The organism is Mycobacterium venezuelense (assembly GCF_054919535.1).
On the sequence record NZ_JBONDW010000010.1, the window covers coordinates 222922 to 242916 of the forward strand.

Below are 19995 nucleotides of genomic sequence, written 5' to 3' on the forward strand. Positions count from 1 at the left end.
GGCGCTTAGTGCGGCGTGACCGACAAGACTTTCCGGCTCGACGCCGACGCCGCTCTGCTGCAGCCCATTCAGGTGGGTGACACCGCCGCGACCAACCGGCTGTTCATGGCGCCGCTGACCCGCTCGCGCGCCGATGCCGACGGCACACCGTCCCCGCTGGCCGCCGAGTACTACTCGCAGCGTGCCTCGGCGGGACTCATCATCAGCGAGGCGACTGCCATCGCCGAGACCGCCAACGGCGCCTACATGAACACCCCGGGCATCTACACCGACCGGCATCAGGCCGGATGGGCCGAGATCGCCGATGCGGTGCATGCGGCGGGCGGCAAGATGTTCGTGCAGTTGTGGCACGTCGGCCGGATGGCGCATCCCGAGATCAGCGGGGTCGAGTCGGTCGCGCCGTCGGCGATCGCCGCCGACATGCTCAGCCACACGCCCACCGGCAAGAAGCCGCTGGAGACGCCGCGGGCGCTGCGTACCGATGAGCTGCCCGGCATCGTCGATCAGTTCCGGGCGGCCGCGCGCCGGGCGATCGACGCAGGCATGGACGGCGTGGAGATCCACGCGGCCAACGGCTACCTGCTGCATCAGTTCCAGTCCGATGTGATCAACCAGCGCACCGACGCGTATGGCGGGTCGCCGGAGAACCGGGCGCGGCTGACGGCCGAGGTGGTCGAGGCCGTCGTCGCCGAGATCGGTGCGGGCCGGGTCGGTGTCCGCATCTCACCCGGCAACCACGCCGGCGACATGCACGAGAACGACACCGTGAGCGTCTACGAGGCACTCCTGAACCGCATCGCGCCGCTCAACATCGCCTACCTGCACCTGCTGATCGATCCCAGCGCGCACACGTTTGGCGTGATCCGGGCACTGTGGTCGGGCACGTTCGTGCTGAACACCGGCCGCAACACCGATACCGACTTCAGCCAGCTCGAGAGCTACGCCGAGTGGGGTGCGATCAGCGCAGCCGCGGTGGGACGGACTTTCCTGGCCAATCCCGATCTGATCGACCGGCTGATCCTCGGCGCCGAACTCAACGAGCCCGACGTCGCGACGTTCTACGCGCCGGGTCCGGTCGGCTACATCGACTACCCGACGCTGGCCGAGGTGGCCGAACCGAAGTCCGCCTGAGCGGGGTGGTCACACGGCCGCACCAGTAACGCTGTGGCGGTATTTCGGCCGTTTTTCCGCCACAGCGTTACTGGCGTGAAGTCCACGCCTTGGCGATCCGGCCGAGCACGTTGGCTTCACCGTCGCGACGGGTCACCCGAATGACGATCCAACCGTTGTCGATCATCTCGTCAACCCGAGCGATGTCCTTGCACAGGACGTTGGGATCGGTGTGGTGGCGGCCTTCGTATTCGACTGCGATCTTCAATTCCGGCCACGCGAGATCGACGTCACCGATCAACGCGCCGTACTCGTTGCACACGGGGTATTGCGTGTTCGGCGGCGGGTAGCCCGCACGCACCACCAGCAGCCGCAACCACGTTTCCTGCGGCGACTCCGCTCCCGGGTCCACGAGTGCGATAGAGGCACGGGCTTGCTTGATGCCTTTGCGTCCCGAATGACGCTCAGGCGCCAACTCGATGTCAGCCACCTTCAACCGCGCCGCTCGCGTCAGCGCGTCGATCGCCGCTATGGCGGTGTCTTCGGGGAACTTGCAGGCCAGGTCCACTGCGGTACGCGCCGGCGTGGTCAAACGCATACCGCCCATCAGGCAGATGTCGTCGTCATCGATCACATCCCCACGCGACGATCCCGCGGGCGGGCCGATGATTGGTGTCGATGATGTAAGCGGGTAGGCCGGCGTCGATCCAACGCGCGCCGTGCAATGCCGCGGCCGAAAATCCGGCCAGAACTCCGCGCCGCCGGGAGCGCAACCAGCAGGCTTTGGCTCGCAACACCGCCGAAGGCCGGGTATCCCGCGCAACGTAGACATCGCGGTGCACTGCTACGAAGCGGCTCCGCAATTCATGACGTGTCAGTGTGCCAGCGGCCATCGCCTCGCTGCCGCTGAACGGTTCCCCCATGGCCGGAGTGTGCCGACCCGCACTGACATCCTGCGAATTCGCAATGTGCAGCGTTCAAGCTCCCAACCAACAGGTTGATCGAGGCCCCTGGTAGCCTCCGGGCAGAGGCCCATCTGCTGTGCGGGATGGACCCGCCAATCAGAACCTGAACCTGGACTTGAATAGGCAGGGAGCAAAGACATGTCCGAAGAAGCCTTTATCTACGAGGCGATCCGTACGCCGCGCGGTAAGCAGCGCAACGGGTCGCTGAACGAGGTCAAGCCCGTCAACCTGGTCGTCGGCCTGATCGAGGAGATCCGCAGCCGCTACCCCGACCTGGACGAGACGCTGATCAGCGACGTCATCCTGGGTGTCGTCTCCCCGGTCGGTGACCAGGGCGGCGACATCGCCCGCACCGCGGGCCTCGTGGCCAAGCTGCCCGAGACCACCGGTGGCTTCCAGCTCAACCGCTTCTGCGCATCGGGCCTTGAGGCGGTCAACCTGGCCGCCCAGAAGGTGCGGTCCGGCTGGGACGACCTGGTGCTGGCCGGTGGCGTGGAGTCGATGAGCCGCGTGCCGATGGGTTCCGACGGCGGCGCCTGGGCCTCTGACCCGGAGACCAACTACCGCATCGGCTTCGTTCCGCAGGGCATCGGTGCCGACCTGATCGCCACGATCGAGGGCTTCTCGCGCGACGACGTCGACGCCTACGCGCTGCGCAGCCAGCAGAAGGCCGCCGCGGCGTGGTCGGGCGGCTACTTCGCCAAGTCGGTCGTGCCGGTCAAGGATCAGAACGGTCTGGTCATCCTCGACCATGACGAGCACATGCGCCCCGACACGACCATCGAGGGCCTGGGCAAGCTCAAGACCGCGTTCGACGGCATCGGCGCGATGGGCGGATTCGACGATGTGGCGCTGCAGAAGTACCACTACGTCGAGAAGATCAACCACGTTCACACCGGCGGCAACAGCTCGGGCATCGTCGACGGCGCGGCGCTCGTGATGATCGGCTCCGAGAAAGCCGGCCAGAGCCAGGGCCTGACCCCACGGGCGCGCATCGTGGCCACCGCCACCAGCGGCGCCGATCCGGTCATCATGCTCACCGGCCCGACCCCGGCCACCCGCAAGGTGCTCGACCGCGCCGGGCTGACGGTCGACGACATCGATCTGTTCGAGCTCAACGAGGCATTCGCCTCGGTGGTGCTGAAGTTCCAGAAGGACCTCAACATCCACGACGAGAAGCTCAACGTCAACGGTGGCGCCATCGCGATGGGCCACCCGCTGGGCGCCACCGGCGCCATGATCACCGGAACCATGGTCGACGAGCTCGAGCGTCGCGGTGCTCGGCGTGCACTGATCACGCTGTGCATCGGCGGCGGCATGGGCGTTGCCACCATCATCGAGCGCGTCTAGGGAGAAGCGAACAGTCATGGCAGAGAACACCATTCAGTGGGACAAGGATGCCGACGGCATCGTCACCCTGACGCTGGACGATCCGACCGGCTCGGCCAACGTGATGAACGAGCACTACAAGGAATCCATGCACAACACGGTGGAACGCCTTGTTGCCGAAAAGGATTCGATCACCGGCGTGGTCATCACCAGCGCGAAGAAGACCTTCTTCGCGGGCGGTGACCTCAAGGGCATGATCAATGTCGGCCCGGAGAACGCCGGCGATGCCTTCAGCGAGGTCGAGTTCATCAAGGCCGACCTGCGCAAGCTGGAAACCCTCGGCAAGCCTGTCGTCGCCGCCATCAACGGTGCCGCGCTGGGCGGTGGCCTGGAGATCGCGCTGGCGTGTCATCACCGCATCGCCGCCGACGTCAAGGGTAGCCAGATCGGTCTGCCCGAGGTCACTCTGGGCTTGCTGCCCGGCGGTGGCGGCGTGACCCGCACCGTGCGCATGTTCGGCATCCAGAAGGCTTTCATGGAGGTGCTGAGCCAGGGCACGCGGTTCAACCCGGCCAAGGCCAAGGAGACGGGTCTGGTCGACGAATTGGTCGGTAGCGTCGAGGAATTGGTGCCCGCCGCCAAGACGTGGATCAAGGCCAATCCCGAAAGCCACACCCAACCGTGGGACGTCAAGGGCTACAAGATGCCCGGCGGCACGCCGTCGCATCCGGCGCTGGCCGGCATCCTGCCGTCGTTCCCGGCGCTGCTGAAAAAGCAGCTCAAGGGTGCGCCGATGCCCGCTCCGCGGGCGATCCTCGACGCGGCCGTCGAAGGTGCGCAGGTCGACTTCGACACCGCGTCGCGCATCGAGAGCCGCTACTTCACCCAGCTCGTCACGGGCCAGGTCGCCAAGAACATGATCCAGGCGTTCTTCCTGGACCTGCAGACGATCAACGGCGGCGGCAGCCGGCCCGACGGCATCGCCAAGCAGGAGATCCGCAAGATCGGCGTGCTCGGCGCGGGCATGATGGGCGCGGGCATCGCCTACGTGTCGGCCAAGGCCGGCTACGACGTCGTCCTCAAGGACGTCTCGATCGAGGCCGCGCAGAAGGGCAAGGCCTACTCCGAGGGCATTGAGGCCAAGGCGCTCAAGCGTGGCAAGACCACCGAGGAGAAGTCGAAGGCGCTTCTGGACCGCATCACGCCCACCGCCGACCCGGCCGACCTCAAGGGCGTCGACTTCGTGATCGAGGCGGTATTCGAGGACCAGGACCTCAAGCACAAGGTCTTCCAGGAAATCGAGGACATCGTCGAGCCGAACGCACTGCTGGGCTCGAACACCTCCACACTGCCGATCACCGGTCTGGCGACCGGCGTGAAGCGCCAGGAGGACTTCATCGGCATCCACTTCTTCTCACCGGTCGACAAGATGCCGCTCGTGGAGATCATCAAGGGCGAGAAGACGTCCGACGAGGCGCTGGCCCGGGTGTTCGACTACACCCTGGCGATCAAGAAGACCCCGATCGTCGTCAACGACAGCCGCGGCTTCTTCACCTCGCGCGTGATCGGCACCTTCGTCAACGAGGCGCTGGCCATGCTGGGCGAGGGTGTCGAGCCGGCCAGCATCGAGCAGGCGGGTTCGCAGGCCGGCTACCCGGCTCCGCCGCTGCAGCTGTCCGATGAGCTCAACCTCGAGCTCATGCACAAGATCGCTGTCGCGACCCGCAAGGGCATCGAAGCAGCCGGTGGCACGCACGTGCCGCACCCGGCCGAGGCCGTGGTCGAGAAGATGATCGAGATCGGTCGCCCGTCGCGCTTGAAGGGTGCCGGGTTCTACGAGTACGCCGACGGCAAGCGCGTGGGCCTGTGGTCCGGATTGCGGGAGACGTTCAAGTCCGGCAGCTCGACCCCGCCGCTGCAGGACATGATCGACCGCATGCTGTTCGCCGAGGCACTGGAGACCCAGAAGTGCTTCGACGAGGGCGTGCTGACGTCCACCGCTGACGCCAACATCGGCTCGATCTTCGGCATCGGCTTCCCGGCCTGGACCGGTGGTGTGCACCAGTACATCGTCGGCTACGAGGGCCCGTCCGGTAGGGGCAAGGAAGGCTTCGTGGCACGTGCCAAGGAGCTGGCCGCCAAGTACGGCGACCGCTTCCTGCCGCCGGCCTCGCTGGAGGCGTAAGCAACAACGTCAAAAGCCCCTGGCGCGAGCCGGGGGCTTTTGCGTCAGCGGGCATTGAAATTGCGTACAGGGTCGTGGTTCTCGGGGAATCACGACCCTGTGCGCAATCTCAACCCGGATTTGCGCTGTGGGGCGCGGGGAGGTCTTGTCATTCATGGCTCCAGCGTCATACTTGAACCGCACTTCAAATCAAGAGGTTCGGTGAATGCAACAACTCCTGGACATCGCTGACGTCGTGAAGTCGACGGGCGTGACGACGTCGACGCTGCGCTACTACGAACGCCTCGAACTCATCGCACCCGCGGGCCGAAATGGCCTGCGCAGGCTGTACGAACCGTCGATCGTAAAGCGGCTGCGCGTGATCGGAATGCTCCAGCGGGCGGGCATGACGCTTGACGAGGTCGGTCAGTTCCTCGATCCCCGGCGGCGCGCAAACCACGGCTGGCGCGACATGATTCACCGCAAGCAGGGTGAGCTTCAACAGCAGGTGTCGTTGATACAGGCCGCAATCGACGGCTTGGCGCATACGTTGTCGTGCCCGCACGCGGATCTACTCGACTGTCCGCATGTCGCGGCTGCCCTTGACGACGGCGGTATCTGGGCGGGCGCCGAGCGGCGTTGACGTCGCGTGCGCTTGTCAGCCGGGATTCGAGTAGACACGCGTGGGCGTGATCAGAACCGCGGCGCGACGCTCCTCGCGCATGACGCGGTCATAGGTGTCCCAGTCGTCGTGCGTGCCGCCCGCGGCTTTGAAGATGTCGCGCAACAACACTCGAAGAGTTTCGGCGTCGACGTCCGAATCGTCGGGTCCGATGATCTCGGCAGTTCCCTCGACCGTGACCCACTGCCAGCCGGCGCGGGCGACGACGGTGGCGCGTGGATCGGCACGTAGATGGCGCAGTTTCAGTGACCCGCCGATCGCCACGAGCGCGACGACCGGCTCAGCGCTTCGCGGGTGGGCCATCACCCCGGCATTGACGACCGACGACTGGATACCGCCGTCGCGGCGCAGCGTGCTCAACACACACAACCCCTGATCGCGCGACAACACGTCGGCGAATGCGGAAACGTCGGCCATGATGAGACTCCTTACCAGTCGTCGTCGTCTTCGTCGAAGTCGTCGTTCACTGCATCCAGATCGGGGTAAATCCATCCGTCATCGCCGAGACGGTATTTGACCCCTTCTGGGATATCACCGACCACCGAACTCACGGCTTGGATGTTGCTTTCCGGCGCACCGCTCGACGATGACGTCTGCGCTGCCGAATAACTCGCGGGCGTTGCCGCCGTGGCCGTCGAACCTGAGCCCTGGGCCGGTGTGCCCGGCGTCGTCGGCGGCGCGGTGGGCACCGGGCCACTCTGTCGCGCCGGTTGTGTTGGAATGGCCTGCGCAGGCACCGGACCTTTCGCAGGCGGAGGTGCGGGAGCCGGAGCACTCGGCCGGGCCGGTTCGGCTGTTCGTGGTTGGGCCGGTGTAACACCGGGTTTCGATGGCGGCGTCGCGGCGGCCGGCCGTGGCGCCGCCTGAGAATTGGCGGGGCCGGGGACCACCGGCGGTACAGGCGGCACTGCGGTGGGAGTAGCGCCCGGCGTGGTCTGGCCGGAGTCCTTGCCCGGTTCGGCAGGTGGAGTTCCGTCTTTCTGCGAGTCGTCCGGGGAGGGCTTGCCGGCTTGTTCACCGGGGCCCATCCGGGCGATCTCCTTGAGATCCAAGTCGCCGGTGGCTTGTTGCAGCGCGTTGGCAAGCGCGTTGTCCTGCGTGTCGAATTCGGCGATCAGTTGTTTGAGATCGATCGAATACTGCATTGCGAGCATCTGCATCTGCCGCGCGAGAACTGGACTGCGCGAAGCCATTTCATCGGCTTGGCTGCCCGGGGCGATCGAAACCGTGCCGTCGTCGGCAACCTGGAATCCGAACGGTTGAATCTTACCGACGGTCTCGGCGACATCGGCACGGGTAGCCGACATCTGATCGCCCCCGCGCTGCAGCGCGGCTTTCATGTCGTGCAGTGCGTCGACGATCTTGCGGTGGCTCGCGAATGTCCGCTCAGCGCTTGCGCTCGCCGCGTCGGAGGCGCCCGAGTCCCAGCCTTTGCGCATGTCTGCCAAGGCGTTTCGGCCCTGATCCAATTGATCGACGGCCAGCTGCGCCTGCTGCTGTGCCAGCTGTGCGGCGTCGATCAGGCCGGCAGGACGCGAGTCCAGGATGGTCGGAATGGTGACGGTCATCGGTGTCGAACCCGTTGGCTAGGACTCGGCGTCCATCGTCCGGAATTGTCTTGCCAGTGCCGCGCTCGCGTCGTCGTCAGTCTGGTCGTATTGGGACGCGGCTGCGCGCAGGTCATCGGAAAGTTTGGTGAGTGCCGATCCGACTACCGCGCACGCCTCATCGACCCGGCTGGCCGCGGCCGCCATCGCCGCACCGCACGCCAACCCGCTCATGGCCTGCGCGGCCGCATCCGCGATCTGCTGACCTGCGCGAACCCCGGCGATCTTGCTGCCGATGCCGCCCACGGTTTCGGCCGTTGACTGCAATGCCGAGGTGGATACATGCACCGACTCCGCCATGAGGCAAAGCGTAGTGGTTGCGGCTCGGCGGCTCAGTCCGCTACGTCGAATCCGGCGTGCACTTTGGTCGGCTTGACCCGCACAACGAGTTCTCCGGGCACTCCGTTGCGTCTGCCGAATTCCTCGGCACGCTCAGTGCCCATGTAGCGGCCGCCAGTCCGGGTGGCGATGTCGAGCACGTCGTCGGGTTGTTCGCTGATCGTCGCGACACCCTGAACCTGCACGAACGAGAACGGCGGGGTGTCATCGTGGATGCACAGCACCACACGCGGGTCTCGCGCCAACGCCTTGCCCTTGGCGGTTTCCTTTCCGGTGTTGAAGACCAGCTCGCCGTTCTCGACGAGGAACCACACCGGCGCCGACAACGGCCGGCCGTCCTTCGCGACCCAGCTCAACACAGCGGTGCGGGTGCCTTCAGACAGAAACTTGACTACTTGATCGGATAGTTCGGCCACTTCGTCACGCTACGCTCGAACGGCACTGGACCGCATCGCTGATACGGGGGCGCAATGACCGGAGCCAAGCTGATCCCGCTGGACGTCTTGTTGGGCCATCCGGAACGCGCCGCGCCGCAGATCTCGCCGGACGGTACGCGGTTGTCGTATCTCGCACCGCTCGACGGCGTACTCAATGTGTTCGTGGGGGAGGTCGGCTCCGGCGATGAGCAACCGGTCACCCACGACAAGGACCGCGGGATCCAGGGCTATCTGTGGGCCCACGACAATCGTCACCTCATGTATGTGCGGGACAAGGACGGCAGTGAGAATTTCCGGCTGTACGACGTCGACGTGCAGACCGGCATCGAACGCGACCTCACGCCGATGGACGGCGTGCAATGCCGACTCATCGCCCATCACAAGCGATTTCCGAACGATGTGCTCGTCGGGATCAACAAGGACAACCCGCAGTTGCACGATGTGTACCACCTCGACCTGACGACCGGTGAGCTGCGCAAGGTACTCGAGAACCCGGGTTTTCTCGGTTGGGTGGTCGATGATGACCTCAAGGTGCGCGGCGCGGTGACGCCAACCCCTGACGGCGGCATGGTGGTCATGGTGCGCGACGACGCGGATGCCGATTGGCGGCCGCTGCTCGAGGTTTCCCCGGAAGACGCCGAGTCGACGGGGCCCGTCGGCTTCACGAAAGACGGCACCGCGATGTATCTGCAAACTTCTGTCGGATCGAACACGTCGCGACTCGTCAAAATGCACCTTGAGTCCGGCGCGACCGAGGTGATCGCCGAAGACGACACGTACGACATCAGCGGCGTGATCATGCATCCCGACACCAGGGAGATCCAGGGCGTGACGTTGTACGGAGAGCGCCTCGAGTACCGCATATTCGACGACGCGATCCGTGGCGACATCGAAGCGCTGCAACGCTTACACGCCGGTGAGTTGATCATCAGCGACCGCAGCGACGACGACACCGCGTGGCTCGTCGCGTTCGATCAGGACTCCGGGCCGGTGAAGTTCTACGGCTGGGACCGGGCTACGCAGACAGCGACGTTCCTGTTCGATCACCGTCCAGAACTCAACGATTATCCGCTGGTGCCGATGGAACCGTTCAGCTTCACCGCCCGCGACGGCCTGACCATCCACGGTTACCTGTCGTACCCGCCGGGCGAGGAGCGCGCGAACCTGCCCGCGGTGCTCGATGTCCACGGCGGCCCGTGGGTCCGCGTCGGGTGGGGCCTCGACCCGGAGGCGCAGTGGCTCGCCAACCGGGGTTATCTGTGCGTGCAGGTGAATTTCCGCGGCTCGAGCGGCTATGGCAAGGAGTTCCTCAACGCGGGCAACCGCGAGTGGGGTGCCAAGATGCACGACGACCTGATCGATGCCGTCGAGTACCTGGCCGAGCGGGGCATCGTCGACCGCGATCGCATCGCGATATACGGCGGATCGTACGGAGGCTACGCGGCGCTGATCGGCGCGACGTTCACCCCGGACGTGTTCCGGTGTGCGGTCTCGATGGTCGGCCCGTCCAACCTCAACACGCTGATGGACTCGTTCCCCGAGTACTGGAAACCGATGATCGCGTTGTGGCACAAGCGAGTTGGTGACGACCCCGACTTCCTGTGGTCACGGTCGCCGCTATCGCGGGTGCAGGATATCCGCATCCCGATGCTCATCGCCCAGGGCGAGAACGATCCGCGGGTCAAACGAGCGGAGTCCGAACAGATCGTCGCGGCCATGGCCGAGCACGGCATCGACCACGAGTACGCGCTGTACGAGAACGAGGGCCACGGCTTCGCCAAGCCCGAGAACCGGCTCGACTTCTATCATCGTGCCGACCGGTTCCTGGCCAAGCACCTCGGCGGGCGCGCCGAAACCTAGGGCGTCACACGGACCCCAGATCTGCCGACAGCCAGTGCTCGGGCTTGAGATATACCGTCACGCTCTCGCCGTGCTCGCGGCGCGCGAACTCGAGGTAGCCCTCGACCTTCTCCGGGGCGAGGTAGCGCTTGGTCATCTCGACGAGTTGGTCGTCGGTGCTCGGCTCGATGCGGCTGACGGCACCGTCGACGGCCACGTATCGCACGGTTGGCTCCAGCCGCTCGACCATCAGCGAGAAATGCCCGGCGGCCTCGATGAGCCGGTGCTTGCGTGACCCGACACCGGTGAGCACCCACGGCTCACCGCCGGGCGAGTACTGGTACCAGATCGGCACGGTGAGCGGACCACGCTTGTCACCGGCGTACACCGACAACGCGGCAATGTGCGGCTCGGCCAGAAACTGTTCGCGTTCTTCCTTTGAAAGGGCCATGAACTCAGGCTAGCCGCGCCCACCGACACGGCCCGCCGTCGTAAAGTGAGGATCCATGCGCTTTGGACTCTTCATTCCGCAGGGCTGGCGACTCGATCTCGTAGACATTCCCCCGCAGCAGCACTGGCCGGTGATGAGCGATCTCGCCACCTACGCCGACGGCGGGGCCTGGGATTCACTGTGGGTGTACGACCACTTTCACACCGTTCCGGTGCCCACCGACGAAGCGACGCACGAGGCGTGGTCGCTGATGTCGGCGTACGCGGCGACGACGTCGCGCATCAAGCTCGGCCAGATGTGCACGGCGATGAGTTACCGCAACCCGGTGTACCTGGCGAAAGTCGCGGCGACCGCCGACATCATCTCGGGCGGCCGCATCCAGATGGGCATCGGCGGCGGCTGGTACGAGCACGAGTGGCGGGCCTACGGCTATGGCTTCCCGTCGGCCGGTGTGCGGTTGGGGCGGCTCGACGAAGGTGTGCAGATCATGCGCGACGCGTGGCGCGACGGCCGCGTCAGCTTCGACGGCAAGCACTATCAGGTCGACGACGCGATCGTCGCACCGAAACCGTTGCAGGAAAACAGCATCCCGCTGTGGATCGCCGGAGGTGGCGAGAAGGTGACATTGCGCATCGCCGCCAAGTACGCGCAGTACACCAACTTCACCTCCGCTCCCGACGGGTTCGCCCACAAATCGGGAGTGCTGGCCGGGCACTGCCGCGAGGTCGGCACCGAGTACGACGCGATAGTGCGGTCGGCCAACTTCAACGCCGTCATCGGCGATTCGGAAGCCGATGTCAAAGACCGGATCGCACGGCTGCGCGACCGCCAGGTGCCGGTGGCGGGGGAGGCCGCGGTCGACGCGATGCTGTCGACCATGAGTGCCCCCGAATCCGCCTCCGGCACACCGGAACAGGTCGTCGAGAAGCTGCAGCGGATGCGTGACCTCGGCTGTGAGTACGCAATCCTGTATTTCCCGGAGGCCGCCTACGACCGGTCGGGTATCGAACTGTTCGAGCAGAAGGTCATTCCTGCGCTGGGCTGACCTGGTAGTGCGCGATGCGCCACCCGGCGTCGGTGCGGGTCACCACCACACCCAGGTTCAGATGGATGGGGTCCCGGTCGCGGAATGAGAAGTCCGCGACCAGGTATCCCAGCACCACGCCTTCGGTGAGGTAGCGCGTCTCGAGCATGCGGTAGTCCACCGTCATGCCCGCCGGCTGGGAGTCGTAGTACTCGAAGACCCCTTGTTGTCCGACGCTGTAGGGCCGCAGGCCCTGAAAGATCGCGTCAGCGGTGAACACGTCGGCCACTCGCTGCGGATCGTGCGCGTCGATGCCTGCCTTCCACACGTCGAGCACCTCGCGCACAACCTGCTCAGTGGCCGGCACTTTGACCTCCATCGACACGCAGGATCTCGCCGGTGACGAATCCGGCCTGCTCCAAGTACAGCACCGCCTGGACGGCGTCGTCGATCTCACCGAGCTCATTCATCGGGTTCAGCGACGCCATGAAGTCATGGCTGGACGGATCGTGCATCGGCGTTTTGATGGACCCCAGGGCCACCGCGTTGACGCGGATGCCACGGCTCGCGTACTCGACCGCCAGCGCCTTGGTCACGGCGTTGAGTCCGCCTTTCGTCAGGGACGCGAGTGCTGCGGGCACCTTCGAATTGGCCTGGTCCACCAGGCTGGTGGAGATGTTGACGATATGGCCGGAGTCTTCCATCGCGGCCAGCGCTGCACGAGATACCTCGAAGAACCCGCGCAGGTTCACGCCGGTGATCGCGTCGTAGTCGGCGTCGGTGTATTCGGTGAACGGCTTGGCGATGAAGATGCCCGCGTTGTTGACGACGGTGTCGATGCGGCCGAAGCGTTCCAGTGCCGCGTCGATGACGCGCTTTCCGACGCCGGGCTGGGAGATGTCACCCGCCACGGTCAGCACCATCGGGTCGTCGCTTTCGCCGATGCTGCGCGAGTTCGCGACGACGGCGTAACCGAGCTTGCGGTATCCCGCCACCAGGCCCGCGCCGATGCCCTGAGATGCGCCGGTGATGATTGCGACTGGAGTGTTCATGTTGGTCCCTTTCTGATCCGGTCCTATCCGGTTGCACCACTCAACACGGCATCGGGCGCACTCATGTCCGGTCGACGGGACCGGTTGCCTCTCTGCTGAGAGGCTGTGCCTATTACGCTGCAACGGTGGAGCTGCGGCAGCTGCGCTATTTCGTCACTGTGGCCGAGGAGCTGAACTTCGGCCGCGCTGCCGAACGTCTGCGTATCGCAGGCCCGTCGCTGTCCCAGCAGATCAAGGCGCTGGAGCGCGATCTCAAGGTGACCCTCTTCGACCGGGACCGGCGGTCGGTCGCGCTCACCTCGGCCGGGGCGGCGCTGCTGTCCGATGCCCGCGCGTTGATCGCCCAGGCCGACGAATTACGCAGGCGCGCAAAAGGTATGGCGGTATCCGACCCGGTGCGCATCGGCTGTGTCAACTGGTGCCCGACCGATTGGGCCGAGCGGGCAGCGGGTGTCGCCGAACTGCGGGTCGACACGTGGGTGATGCCGTCGCACACGCAGGCCGCCCGCGTCGCGGACGGCAGCCTGGACCTGGCGATCTGCTGGGTGCAGAACGCCGACCTCGACTCGCTGTCGCTTGAGGCGCGACTACTCGGCGTCGACCGGTTGTACGCGTTGGACGCCGGGACGGACGAGGCGCCGGTCGACGCCGCCGACACCGTGGTGCTGGTGGACGCCGACGGTGCCAGTTGGTCGTCGTGGAACCGGTACGGCGAGCAGTTCGCGGCCGCGACGGGCGCGCGGGTTATGCGCACCGACGACGGCGGCGTCACCGGTCCGACGTTCTTCGAGCATGTGCGCCGGTTGCGTCGTCCGGTTCTCAACAACCCCAAGGGACAGGATGCGTCACTGCCCCGGGGTTTGGTGCGTCGCCCGGTGATCCACCCGGCACCGTTGTGGACGTGGTCGTTGGTGTGGAGGCGTGGCGAAGACAACCCCGCTGTCCACGCGGTCATCGACGAATTCACCGGTGACATCGCGGATTTCGGGCTTGCCGACCCGACGGTCTGGTTGCCCGCCGACGATCCGCATAAGCCCGGCTACCAGGGCGGCGGCCAGCACCACGGCAGCGCCCACGACCAGCGCGGGCCGGAACCCGTGGTGCAGTAGCGGCGCCACCACGACTGGGCCGAGGATCTGGCCCACCGAATACCCCGCGGTCAACAAAGCGACAGCACGCGGATAACGCAGCAACCGTCCGGCGGCCAGCGCGAGTGTGCTCACCCCCACGAAGGTGCCGCCGAACAGCACGGCACCGACCAGCGCGGCGGTGATTCCGCCAACCAGGCCCGCGACGGCGATCCCGACGGCCTGCAGGCACAGTGCCGCCACCAGTAAGCCCGGATGGGACCATCGGCCACTCAGGGTTGCCCACAACGCCGCGGACGGAACGGTGGCCACACCGACCACAAGCCATGTGCCGCCGCCCAGCCAGTCCGGTGCGCCTTGGGCGACTCCCGCCACCAGGAACGTGCCGGCGATGATGTAGCCGATCCCTTCGAGCGTGTAGCTGGCCAGCAGCATCGAGAAGGCGCCGTGAGATGGGCGCTGTTCGGTGTCGTCGGCTGCCGTCGCCGTCTCGGGAGCGTGCTGCATCGACCAGGCGCCGATCGCCAGCACCGCGGACACCGCCGCCGACGCCCACCAGGCCGCCTTCCAGTCGTCGATGGCAAGGACGAGCACCGCCGACACGGCGATGCCGGCGCCGATGCCGCCGAACCCCCAGCCGACGAGGCGCGCGGGATACTCATGCAGGTGTTCCAGCATCGTGTTGACCGCGATCACGAACACCAGCGCGCTCGTCAGCCCGGCCACGGCGCGCAGCGCTGTCCACTCGATCGGATCGGTGGACAACGGCATTGCCGCGAGACTGGCGATGAGAGCGATCAGGCACAGCCGGCATGCGGTCATGGATCTGGCCAGCCGTGGCCAAACGGTGCCCATCAGCGCACCCGCCAGATAGCCAATGTAATTCGCGGTGGCGAGGTTGGCGGCGGTGTGCGGCGAGACTCCGGCTTGTGCGGTCATCAGCGGCAGGATCGGCGTGTAGACGAATCGGCCGATGCCCATCGCGGCGGCCAGTGCCGCCGCGGTTCGGGCCACGTGCGCATGGTGTTGCATCGATCCATCGTGCGGTGCGGTGCCCGTCGGTCACCACGACCGAATGGCTCACAGCTGCAAGGAACTGCCTCTCACAAAAGGGGATTGAAGACGTCGATTCGAATTGTTGTGGTGTCCGCACAACATGAAAGGAGCAGTCCGATGACACAGAACATCACCGCACTGGTGACCGGGGCCAACCGTGGGTTGGGTCGCCGGCTCGCCGCCGAGCTCGTCGCACGCGGTGCAAAGGTGTATGCGGCGGCCAGGAGGCCCGAGACGGTCGATCTGCCGGGGGTGATTCCCGTCCAACTGGACATCACCGATCCGGAGTCGGTACGCCGCACGGCCGAAATCGCGCAAGACGTAACGGTATTGGTGAACAACGCCGGTGTCTCGACGCGGGCAAACCTGTTGACCGGGCCCATCGAGGACATCCGGCTGGAAATGGAAACCCACTACTTCGGCACCCTGAACGTCACGCGGGAGTTCACGCCGATCATCGAACGCAACGGCGGCGGTGCGATTCTCAACGTGCTGTCGGTGCTGTCCTGGTATCACCCGCCGACTTCGGGGGCGTATGCCGCGGCGAAGTCGGCCGCGTGGGCGCTCACCGATGCGATGCGAACCGAACTCGCGCCGCGCGGCATTCATGTCGCCGCCCTACATGTCGGCTATATGGATACCGACATGGTCAGCTACGTGCCCGCGGACCAGAAGACCGATCCTGGAGTGGTTGCCGCGCAGGCAATTTCCGGCCTACTCGATGGGCGGCCGGAAATCCTGGCCGACGAGTGGGCGCGTAGCGCCAAGGCGCAGCTTTCCACCGCGAACACCGACAGTTGACCCGACGGCGCAGAATATGCCGACGGGAAGTGGCACGATTCAAGTATGGAGAAGATCTCGCTCACCGCGCTTGCCCGCCAGCAGTTGGCCTCAGCCCGGACGGCCACCAGCGGACGCAGTGCCCACACCGTCTACGGCGGGCATGAACACGCACTGCGTCAGACGCTGATCGCCCTCACGCAGGGCAGCGGTCTCGACGAGCACGAGAGTCCCGGTGAGGCGACTCTGCAGGTGATCGAGGGCAGGGTCCGGCTGGCGAACGCGGAGGCCAGCTGGGAAGGATCGCCGGGCGACCACATCGTGATCCCGCGTACCCGGCACACACTGCACGCGTTGGCGGATTCGGTGGTGCTGTTGACCGTGGTGAAGACCATGGGGCCGCATACCTGAAAAATAGGGGCTTGGCCTAGCTCGGTACCGGCGGTACCGTATACCGCGAGTCCGGGCTCCGGGGGGTGCGCGGACTTCCGGGGAGGTGGCATATGTCCCAGCCGAGCGCGAAGTCCGCGCAAGTCGCGTGCCCAATCCGCGCCGAGGCAAGCTTGCACCCGCCACGGTGGGCGCCGACGCCGGTGCGTTGGCAGCACACCGAGGTCGGCTATCTGAAGTCGTGGTGGCTCGCCATGAAGGCCATCCGGGCGGGGTATCGGCACACGATCTACGAGTACGCCACCGAACTGCCCGGTCAGGACGACATCGTGGTCGCGCGTACGCCGCTGGCCAAGTTCGTGGTGGTGCGCAACCCTGACATCGCGCGCCATGTCCTGGTGTCCAATCAGGACAACTACGCCAAGAACGCCGAGTACGACCTGCTGGCCGTCGCGTTCGGACGCGGCCTGGTGACCGACCTCAACGACGAACTGTGGCAACGGAACCGGCGCCTGGTCCAGCCCATATTCGCCAAACGTCAGGTGGACACGTTCGCGCCGCAGATGACCGCCGCGTGCGTCGCGGCCGCCGACCGCTGGGACAAGATCCTGGCCGCCGGACGACCGGTGGACATCGCCGCGGAAATGAACTACGTGACGATGGACATCATCGCGCGCACGATGTTCGGCATCGAACTCAACGGCAAGCTCGCCGAACAGATGCGCACCGACTTCGCGAGACTGCTAACGCTTTTCGGCTACGGGTTCCTGCTCGGCGTGGCGCGGCCGTTGCGTTGGGGTGCCGACAAGATGTCCTCGCCTCGGCTCGCGATCAATGCGCTGCGGCGGGGTGCGTGGGTCATCGCACCGCGGGCCAGGTGGGGGCTGAGCCGGATAGAGCGGTTCATCGACCAGTTGATCGCCGACCACCGCAGCGGCAAGATCGAGCGCACCGACAATCTGCTGGCACTGTTGATAGCTGCTGAGGATCCCGAAACTGGTTACCGTTACACCGATTTGGAGATCCGCGACGAGGTGATGACATTCCTCGGCGCCGGCTTCGAGACAACCGCGGCAGCACTGGCCTGGACCTGGTACCTGCTCTCGCAGAATCCCGAGGCGCGCCAACGGCTCGGGCGTGAGCTCGACGACGTTCTCGGCGGACGCGAACCCACTGCCGACGACGTCGACAACCTGCCCTGGACACAGGCCGTGGTTGCCGAGGCCATGCGCGTGTACCCACCGATCATGGGCGTCGCCCGGATGGCGAAAGCCGATGATGTTCTTGGCGACTATCCGATCAAAGCCGGAACCAGCATCGCCATTCTGATGCACAGCATGCACCACAACGCCCGCGTGTGGGGCAGCCCGCACGACTTCAATCCGGCGCGGTTTCTCAAGGAGAATCTCGACGGCGCGCAGCGTCGTGCGCAGATGCCGTTCGGGGCGGGCAAGCGCATGTGCGTCGCCTCTGGGTTCGCCAACTTCGAGGCCACGTTGATCGTCGCGAGCCTCGCGCAGCGCTTCGAGCTTGATCTCGTGCCCGGTCAGCGGCTGCGCCGTGAGTTGACGTTCACCGGTGGCCCGGACGGCGAATTGCTGATGACGTTGCGGAGTCGTGGCTAGATCGCGGGGCCGAGTAGATCGTCGGCGTCTTTGATGATGTAGCCGTAGCCCTGCTCGGCCAGGAACCGCTGCCGGTGCGCGGCATATTCGGCGTCGAGGCTGTCGCGTGAGACCACCGAGTAGAACACCGCACCGCCGCCGCCTGCCTTGGGGCGCAGTAGTCGCCCAAGCCGCTGCGCCTCTTCCTGACGCGAGCCGAAGGTACCCGAAACCTGTACGGCCACTGAGGCTTCCGGAAGGTCGATGGAAAAGTTGGCGACCTTCGACACCACCAGCGTGGAGATGTCGCCGCGGCGGAACGCGTCGAACAGTGCTTCGCGTTCGGCATTCTTCGTCGACCCCTGGATGACCGGGGCGTCCAGCTCTTGCCCGAGTTCCTCCAGCTGGTCGAGGTAGGCGCCGATCACCAGGGTCTGCTCGCCGGGATGGCGCTCGAGGATCGAGCGGACCACCGCGATCTTGGTGTGGACCGTCGAGCACAGCTTGTAGCGCTCTTCGGGTTCGGCAGTGGCGTAGAGCATGCGCTCGTTGTCGGTCATCGTCACCCGGACCTCGATGCACTCGGCGGGTGCGATCCAGCCCTGGGCTTCGATGTCCTTCCACGGTGCGTCGTAGCGTTTGGGCCCGATGAGGCTGAAGACGTCGCCCTCGCGGCCGTCCTCGCGGATCAGCGTCGCGGTCAGCCCGAGGCGCCGGCGAGATTGCAGGTCAGCGGTCATCCGGAACACCGGCGCGGGCAGCAGGTGCACCTCGTCGTAGATGATCAGGCCCCAGTCGCGGCTGTCGAAGATTTCCAGGTTCTTGTACTCGCCCTTCGTGCGGCGGGTGATCACCTGGTACGTCGCGATGGTGACGGGCCGGATCTCCTTTTTCTCACCCGAGTACTCGCCGATCTCGTCCTCGGTCAGCGAGGTACGGGCGACGAGCTCGCGCTTCCACTGCCTGCCCGCGACGGTATTGGTGACGAGGATCAAGGTTGTCGCGCCTGCCTTGGCCATCGCGGCCGCGCCGACCAAGGTCTTGCCCGCGCCGCATGGCAGCACCACGACGCCCGAGCCGCCCGCCCAGAAGGATTCGGTGGCCATCTCCTGGTAGTCGCGCAAGGCCCAACCGTCTTGTGCGAGCTCGATGGGGTGTGCCTCACCATCGACGTAACCGGCGAGATCTTCTGCCGGCCAACCGATCTTGAGCAGCATCTGCTTGACCCGGCCGCGTTCGCTGTTGTGCACGACAACGGTGTCGTCGTCGATGCGCGCACCCAGCATCGGGGCGATCTTCTTGTTGCGCAGCACCTCCTCGAGCACGGCGCGGTCAAAACTGACCAGTGTCAGACCGTGCGCCGGGTGCTTGACCAGCTGCAGGCGGCCATACCGCGCCATGGTGTCGACGATGTCGACCAGCAGCGGCTGCGGAACCGGATACCGAGAGAACGACACCAGGGCATCGACGACCTGCTCGGCGTCATGACCGGCCGCGCGCGCGTTCCACAACGCGAGCGGCGTGATGCGGTAGGTGTGCACGTGTTCGGGGGCACGCTCCAGCTCGGCGAAGGGTGCGATCGCGGCCCGCGCCGCTCCTGCTTGTTCGTGGTCGACCTCGAGCAGGACCGTCTTGTCGGACTGCACGATCAATGGGCCGTCAGTCATGCGCGATCCGCCCTGCTTTCCGGCTGCAAACTCATCCTGTCCATTATTCCGAACCCGTCGAGCTGGACGTCTGGCGCACGGAGGTTCGGATCCGGAGGTGACTCCTACAGCTATCTATGGGCATTGCGGACATGTTGACGGTGACGAATATTGACGGCGATTCTCAATGGATAGCTGAGGTTGCTCAACGGTTGCCGAGAAGTTTCGCCAGATCAGGTCTTGAGCGATACCGGATGCGCGTCGATGTTGCGGGTTATCGCAGTTTATTGACCATGTCAGCGCGGTTGTCTACAGTGCTAATCAAGCGTGATGATGATAGCTGCTTGTGGACTATGAAAAGTTGCTGATCGGGGGGTCGCATGTCGGGGGATCGGGGCTGGATTGCGGGTGCAGGAAACTTTCTGCCCGACG

General features: G+C 65.6%; 18 protein-coding genes and 2 pseudogenes. 10 read left to right on the top strand and 10 right to left on the bottom strand.

Annotated elements, in window-relative coordinates; all coding sequences use genetic code 11:
* Nucleotides 1-15 precede the first annotated feature (15 nt).
* Nucleotides 16-1131 (top strand): alkene reductase, encoded by a 1116-nt coding sequence (locus ACRCUN_RS18735; protein WP_462143117.1) that lies wholly within the window; start codon nucleotides 16-18, stop codon nucleotides 1129-1131.
* A 67-nt stretch (nucleotides 1132-1198) separates the two neighbouring features.
* On the opposite strand, the pseudogene ACRCUN_RS18740 reads toward ACRCUN_RS18735, so the two are convergent.
* Nucleotides 1199-2033, bottom strand: a pseudogene (locus ACRCUN_RS18740) (hypothetical protein).
* A 180-nt stretch (nucleotides 2034-2213) separates the two neighbouring features.
* Here ACRCUN_RS18740 and ACRCUN_RS18745 point away from each other — a divergent pair.
* The 3 genes from ACRCUN_RS18745 to ACRCUN_RS18755 all read left to right on the top strand — a co-directional run bounded on the left by ACRCUN_RS18745 (nucleotide 2214) and on the right by ACRCUN_RS18755 (nucleotide 6211).
* Nucleotides 2214-3425 (top strand): acetyl-CoA C-acetyltransferase, encoded by a 1212-nt coding sequence (locus ACRCUN_RS18745; RefSeq protein ID WP_462143118.1) that lies wholly within the window; start codon nucleotides 2214-2216, stop codon nucleotides 3423-3425.
* 16 nt (nucleotides 3426-3441) lie between these two features.
* On the top strand, nucleotides 3442-5589 hold the full coding sequence (locus ACRCUN_RS18750) for a 3-hydroxyacyl-CoA dehydrogenase NAD-binding domain-containing protein (RefSeq protein ID WP_462143119.1): 2148 nt from the start codon (nucleotides 3442-3444) through the stop codon (nucleotides 5587-5589).
* Between the two features lie 205 nt (nucleotides 5590-5794).
* Nucleotides 5795-6211, top strand: a complete 417-nt coding sequence (locus ACRCUN_RS18755; RefSeq protein WP_462143120.1) for a MerR family transcriptional regulator — start codon at nucleotides 5795-5797, stop codon at nucleotides 6209-6211.
* A gap of 15 nt (nucleotides 6212-6226) precedes the next feature.
* Here the strand turns inward: ACRCUN_RS18755 and ACRCUN_RS18760 are convergent, their stop codons facing one another.
* The 4 genes from ACRCUN_RS18760 to ACRCUN_RS18775 are packed head-to-tail and all read right to left on the bottom strand — an operon-like array spanning nucleotide 6227 to nucleotide 8612.
* Entirely contained in the window at nucleotides 6227-6667 is a 441-nt protein-coding gene (locus ACRCUN_RS18760) for a TIGR03618 family F420-dependent PPOX class oxidoreductase (protein WP_462143121.1), read from the bottom strand.
* A gap of 11 nt (nucleotides 6668-6678) precedes the next feature.
* Complete coding sequence (locus ACRCUN_RS18765) at nucleotides 6679-7818, bottom strand: WXG100 family type VII secretion target (RefSeq protein ID WP_462143122.1); 1140 nt, start codon at nucleotides 7816-7818, stop codon at nucleotides 6679-6681.
* 18 nt (nucleotides 7819-7836) lie between these two features.
* Nucleotides 7837-8157, bottom strand: a complete 321-nt coding sequence (locus tag ACRCUN_RS18770; RefSeq protein WP_462143123.1) for a type VII secretion target — start codon at nucleotides 8155-8157, stop codon at nucleotides 7837-7839.
* A gap of 32 nt (nucleotides 8158-8189) precedes the next feature.
* Nucleotides 8190-8612 (bottom strand): PPOX class F420-dependent oxidoreductase, encoded by a 423-nt coding sequence (locus ACRCUN_RS18775; RefSeq protein ID WP_462143124.1) that lies wholly within the window; start codon nucleotides 8610-8612, stop codon nucleotides 8190-8192.
* Nucleotides 8613-8666: 54 nt separating this feature from the next.
* On the opposite strand from ACRCUN_RS18775, the gene ACRCUN_RS18780 reads away from it, so the two are divergent.
* Nucleotides 8667-10493 (top strand): S9 family peptidase, encoded by a 1827-nt coding sequence (locus tag ACRCUN_RS18780; protein ID WP_462143125.1) that lies wholly within the window; start codon nucleotides 8667-8669, stop codon nucleotides 10491-10493.
* Nucleotides 10494-10497: 4 nt separating this feature from the next.
* Here the strand turns inward: ACRCUN_RS18780 and ACRCUN_RS18785 are convergent, their stop codons facing one another.
* Nucleotides 10498-10923 (bottom strand): pyridoxamine 5'-phosphate oxidase family protein, encoded by a 426-nt coding sequence (locus tag ACRCUN_RS18785; protein ID WP_462143126.1) that lies wholly within the window; start codon nucleotides 10921-10923, stop codon nucleotides 10498-10500.
* Nucleotides 10924-10978: 55 nt separating this feature from the next.
* Here ACRCUN_RS18785 and ACRCUN_RS18790 point away from each other — a divergent pair, with 55 nt between their 5' ends.
* A complete protein-coding gene (locus ACRCUN_RS18790) occupies nucleotides 10979-11968 on the top strand; it encodes an LLM class F420-dependent oxidoreductase (protein WP_462143127.1) in 990 nt (329 codons plus the stop codon).
* Here ACRCUN_RS18790 and ACRCUN_RS18795 read toward each other — a convergent pair.
* Both ACRCUN_RS18795 and ACRCUN_RS18800 read right to left on the bottom strand, forming a co-directional pair.
* On the bottom strand, nucleotides 11949-12314 hold the full coding sequence (locus ACRCUN_RS18795; RefSeq protein ID WP_462143128.1) for an SgcJ/EcaC family oxidoreductase: 366 nt from the start codon (nucleotides 12312-12314) through the stop codon (nucleotides 11949-11951). The genes ACRCUN_RS18790 and ACRCUN_RS18795 overlap by 20 nt on opposite strands.
* A complete protein-coding gene (locus ACRCUN_RS18800) occupies nucleotides 12301-12999 on the bottom strand; it encodes an SDR family NAD(P)-dependent oxidoreductase (RefSeq protein ID WP_462143129.1) in 699 nt (232 codons plus the stop codon). The genes ACRCUN_RS18795 and ACRCUN_RS18800 overlap by 14 nt, the downstream gene beginning before the upstream one ends.
* A 125-nt stretch (nucleotides 13000-13124) precedes the next feature.
* Between ACRCUN_RS18800 and ACRCUN_RS18805 the strand changes: the two genes are divergently transcribed.
* Nucleotides 13125-14108 carry a LysR family transcriptional regulator gene (locus ACRCUN_RS18805; protein WP_462143130.1) on the top strand — a complete coding sequence of 328 codons (984 nt, stop codon included), beginning with the start codon at nucleotides 13125-13127 and terminating at the stop codon, nucleotides 14106-14108.
* On the opposite strand, the pseudogene ACRCUN_RS18810 reads toward ACRCUN_RS18805, so the two are convergent.
* Nucleotides 14100-15119, bottom strand: a pseudogene (locus ACRCUN_RS18810) (YbfB/YjiJ family MFS transporter); the annotation flags it as partial. The gene ACRCUN_RS18805 and the pseudogene ACRCUN_RS18810 overlap by 9 nt on opposite strands.
* Nucleotides 15120-15260: 141 nt before the next feature.
* On the opposite strand from ACRCUN_RS18810, the gene ACRCUN_RS18815 reads away from it, so the two are divergent.
* The 3 genes from ACRCUN_RS18815 (at nucleotide 15261) to ACRCUN_RS18825 (ending at nucleotide 17938) form a co-directional block, all read left to right on the top strand.
* Complete coding sequence (locus ACRCUN_RS18815) at nucleotides 15261-15944, top strand: SDR family oxidoreductase (RefSeq protein WP_462143131.1); 684 nt, start codon at nucleotides 15261-15263, stop codon at nucleotides 15942-15944.
* Nucleotides 15945-15989: 45 nt separating this feature from the next.
* On the top strand, nucleotides 15990-16334 hold the full coding sequence (locus ACRCUN_RS18820) for a cupin domain-containing protein (RefSeq protein WP_462143132.1): 345 nt from the start codon (nucleotides 15990-15992) through the stop codon (nucleotides 16332-16334).
* Nucleotides 16335-16426: 92 nt separating this feature from the next.
* Nucleotides 16427-17938 (top strand): cytochrome P450, encoded by a 1512-nt coding sequence (locus ACRCUN_RS18825; RefSeq protein ID WP_462143133.1) that lies wholly within the window; start codon nucleotides 16427-16429, stop codon nucleotides 17936-17938.
* On the opposite strand, the gene ACRCUN_RS18830 is transcribed toward ACRCUN_RS18825, so the two are convergent.
* Nucleotides 17935-19584: a DNA repair helicase XPB gene (locus ACRCUN_RS18830; protein ID WP_462143134.1), complete on the bottom strand. Its 1650-nt coding sequence runs from the start codon at nucleotides 19582-19584 to the stop codon at nucleotides 17935-17937. The two genes, ACRCUN_RS18825 and ACRCUN_RS18830, sit on opposite strands and share 4 nt — an antisense overlap.
* Nucleotides 19585-19995 lie beyond the last annotated feature (411 nt).

Coding starts and splice junctions, on each gene's coding strand:
- ACRCUN_RS18760 (WP_462143121.1), bottom strand. CDS start 6,667: ATGGCCGACGTTTCCGCATTCGCCGACGTGTTGTCGCGCGATCAGGGG.
- ACRCUN_RS18785 (WP_462143126.1), bottom strand. CDS start 10,923: ATGGCCCTTTCAAAGGAAGAACGCGAACAGTTTCTGGCCGAGCCGCAC.
- ACRCUN_RS18780 (WP_462143125.1), top strand. CDS start 8,667: ATGACCGGAGCCAAGCTGATCCCGCTGGACGTCTTGTTGGGCCATCCG.
- ACRCUN_RS18790 (WP_462143127.1), top strand. CDS start 10,979: ATGCGCTTTGGACTCTTCATTCCGCAGGGCTGGCGACTCGATCTCGTA.
- ACRCUN_RS18750 (WP_462143119.1), top strand. CDS start 3,442: ATGGCAGAGAACACCATTCAGTGGGACAAGGATGCCGACGGCATCGTC.
- ACRCUN_RS18770 (WP_462143123.1), bottom strand. CDS start 8,157: ATGGCGGAGTCGGTGCATGTATCCACCTCGGCATTGCAGTCAACGGCC.
- ACRCUN_RS18765 (WP_462143122.1), bottom strand. CDS start 7,818: ATGACCGTCACCATTCCGACCATCCTGGACTCGCGTCCTGCCGGCCTG.
- ACRCUN_RS18830 (WP_462143134.1), bottom strand. CDS start 19,584: ATGACTGACGGCCCATTGATCGTGCAGTCCGACAAGACGGTCCTGCTC.
- ACRCUN_RS18745 (WP_462143118.1), top strand. CDS start 2,214: ATGTCCGAAGAAGCCTTTATCTACGAGGCGATCCGTACGCCGCGCGGT.
- ACRCUN_RS18820 (WP_462143132.1), top strand. CDS start 15,990: ATGGAGAAGATCTCGCTCACCGCGCTTGCCCGCCAGCAGTTGGCCTCA.
- ACRCUN_RS18825 (WP_462143133.1), top strand. CDS start 16,427: ATGTCCCAGCCGAGCGCGAAGTCCGCGCAAGTCGCGTGCCCAATCCGC.
- ACRCUN_RS18815 (WP_462143131.1), top strand. CDS start 15,261: ATGACACAGAACATCACCGCACTGGTGACCGGGGCCAACCGTGGGTTG.
- ACRCUN_RS18800 (WP_462143129.1), bottom strand. CDS start 12,999: ATGAACACTCCAGTCGCAATCATCACCGGCGCATCTCAGGGCATCGGC.
- ACRCUN_RS18755 (WP_462143120.1), top strand. CDS start 5,795: ATGCAACAACTCCTGGACATCGCTGACGTCGTGAAGTCGACGGGCGTG.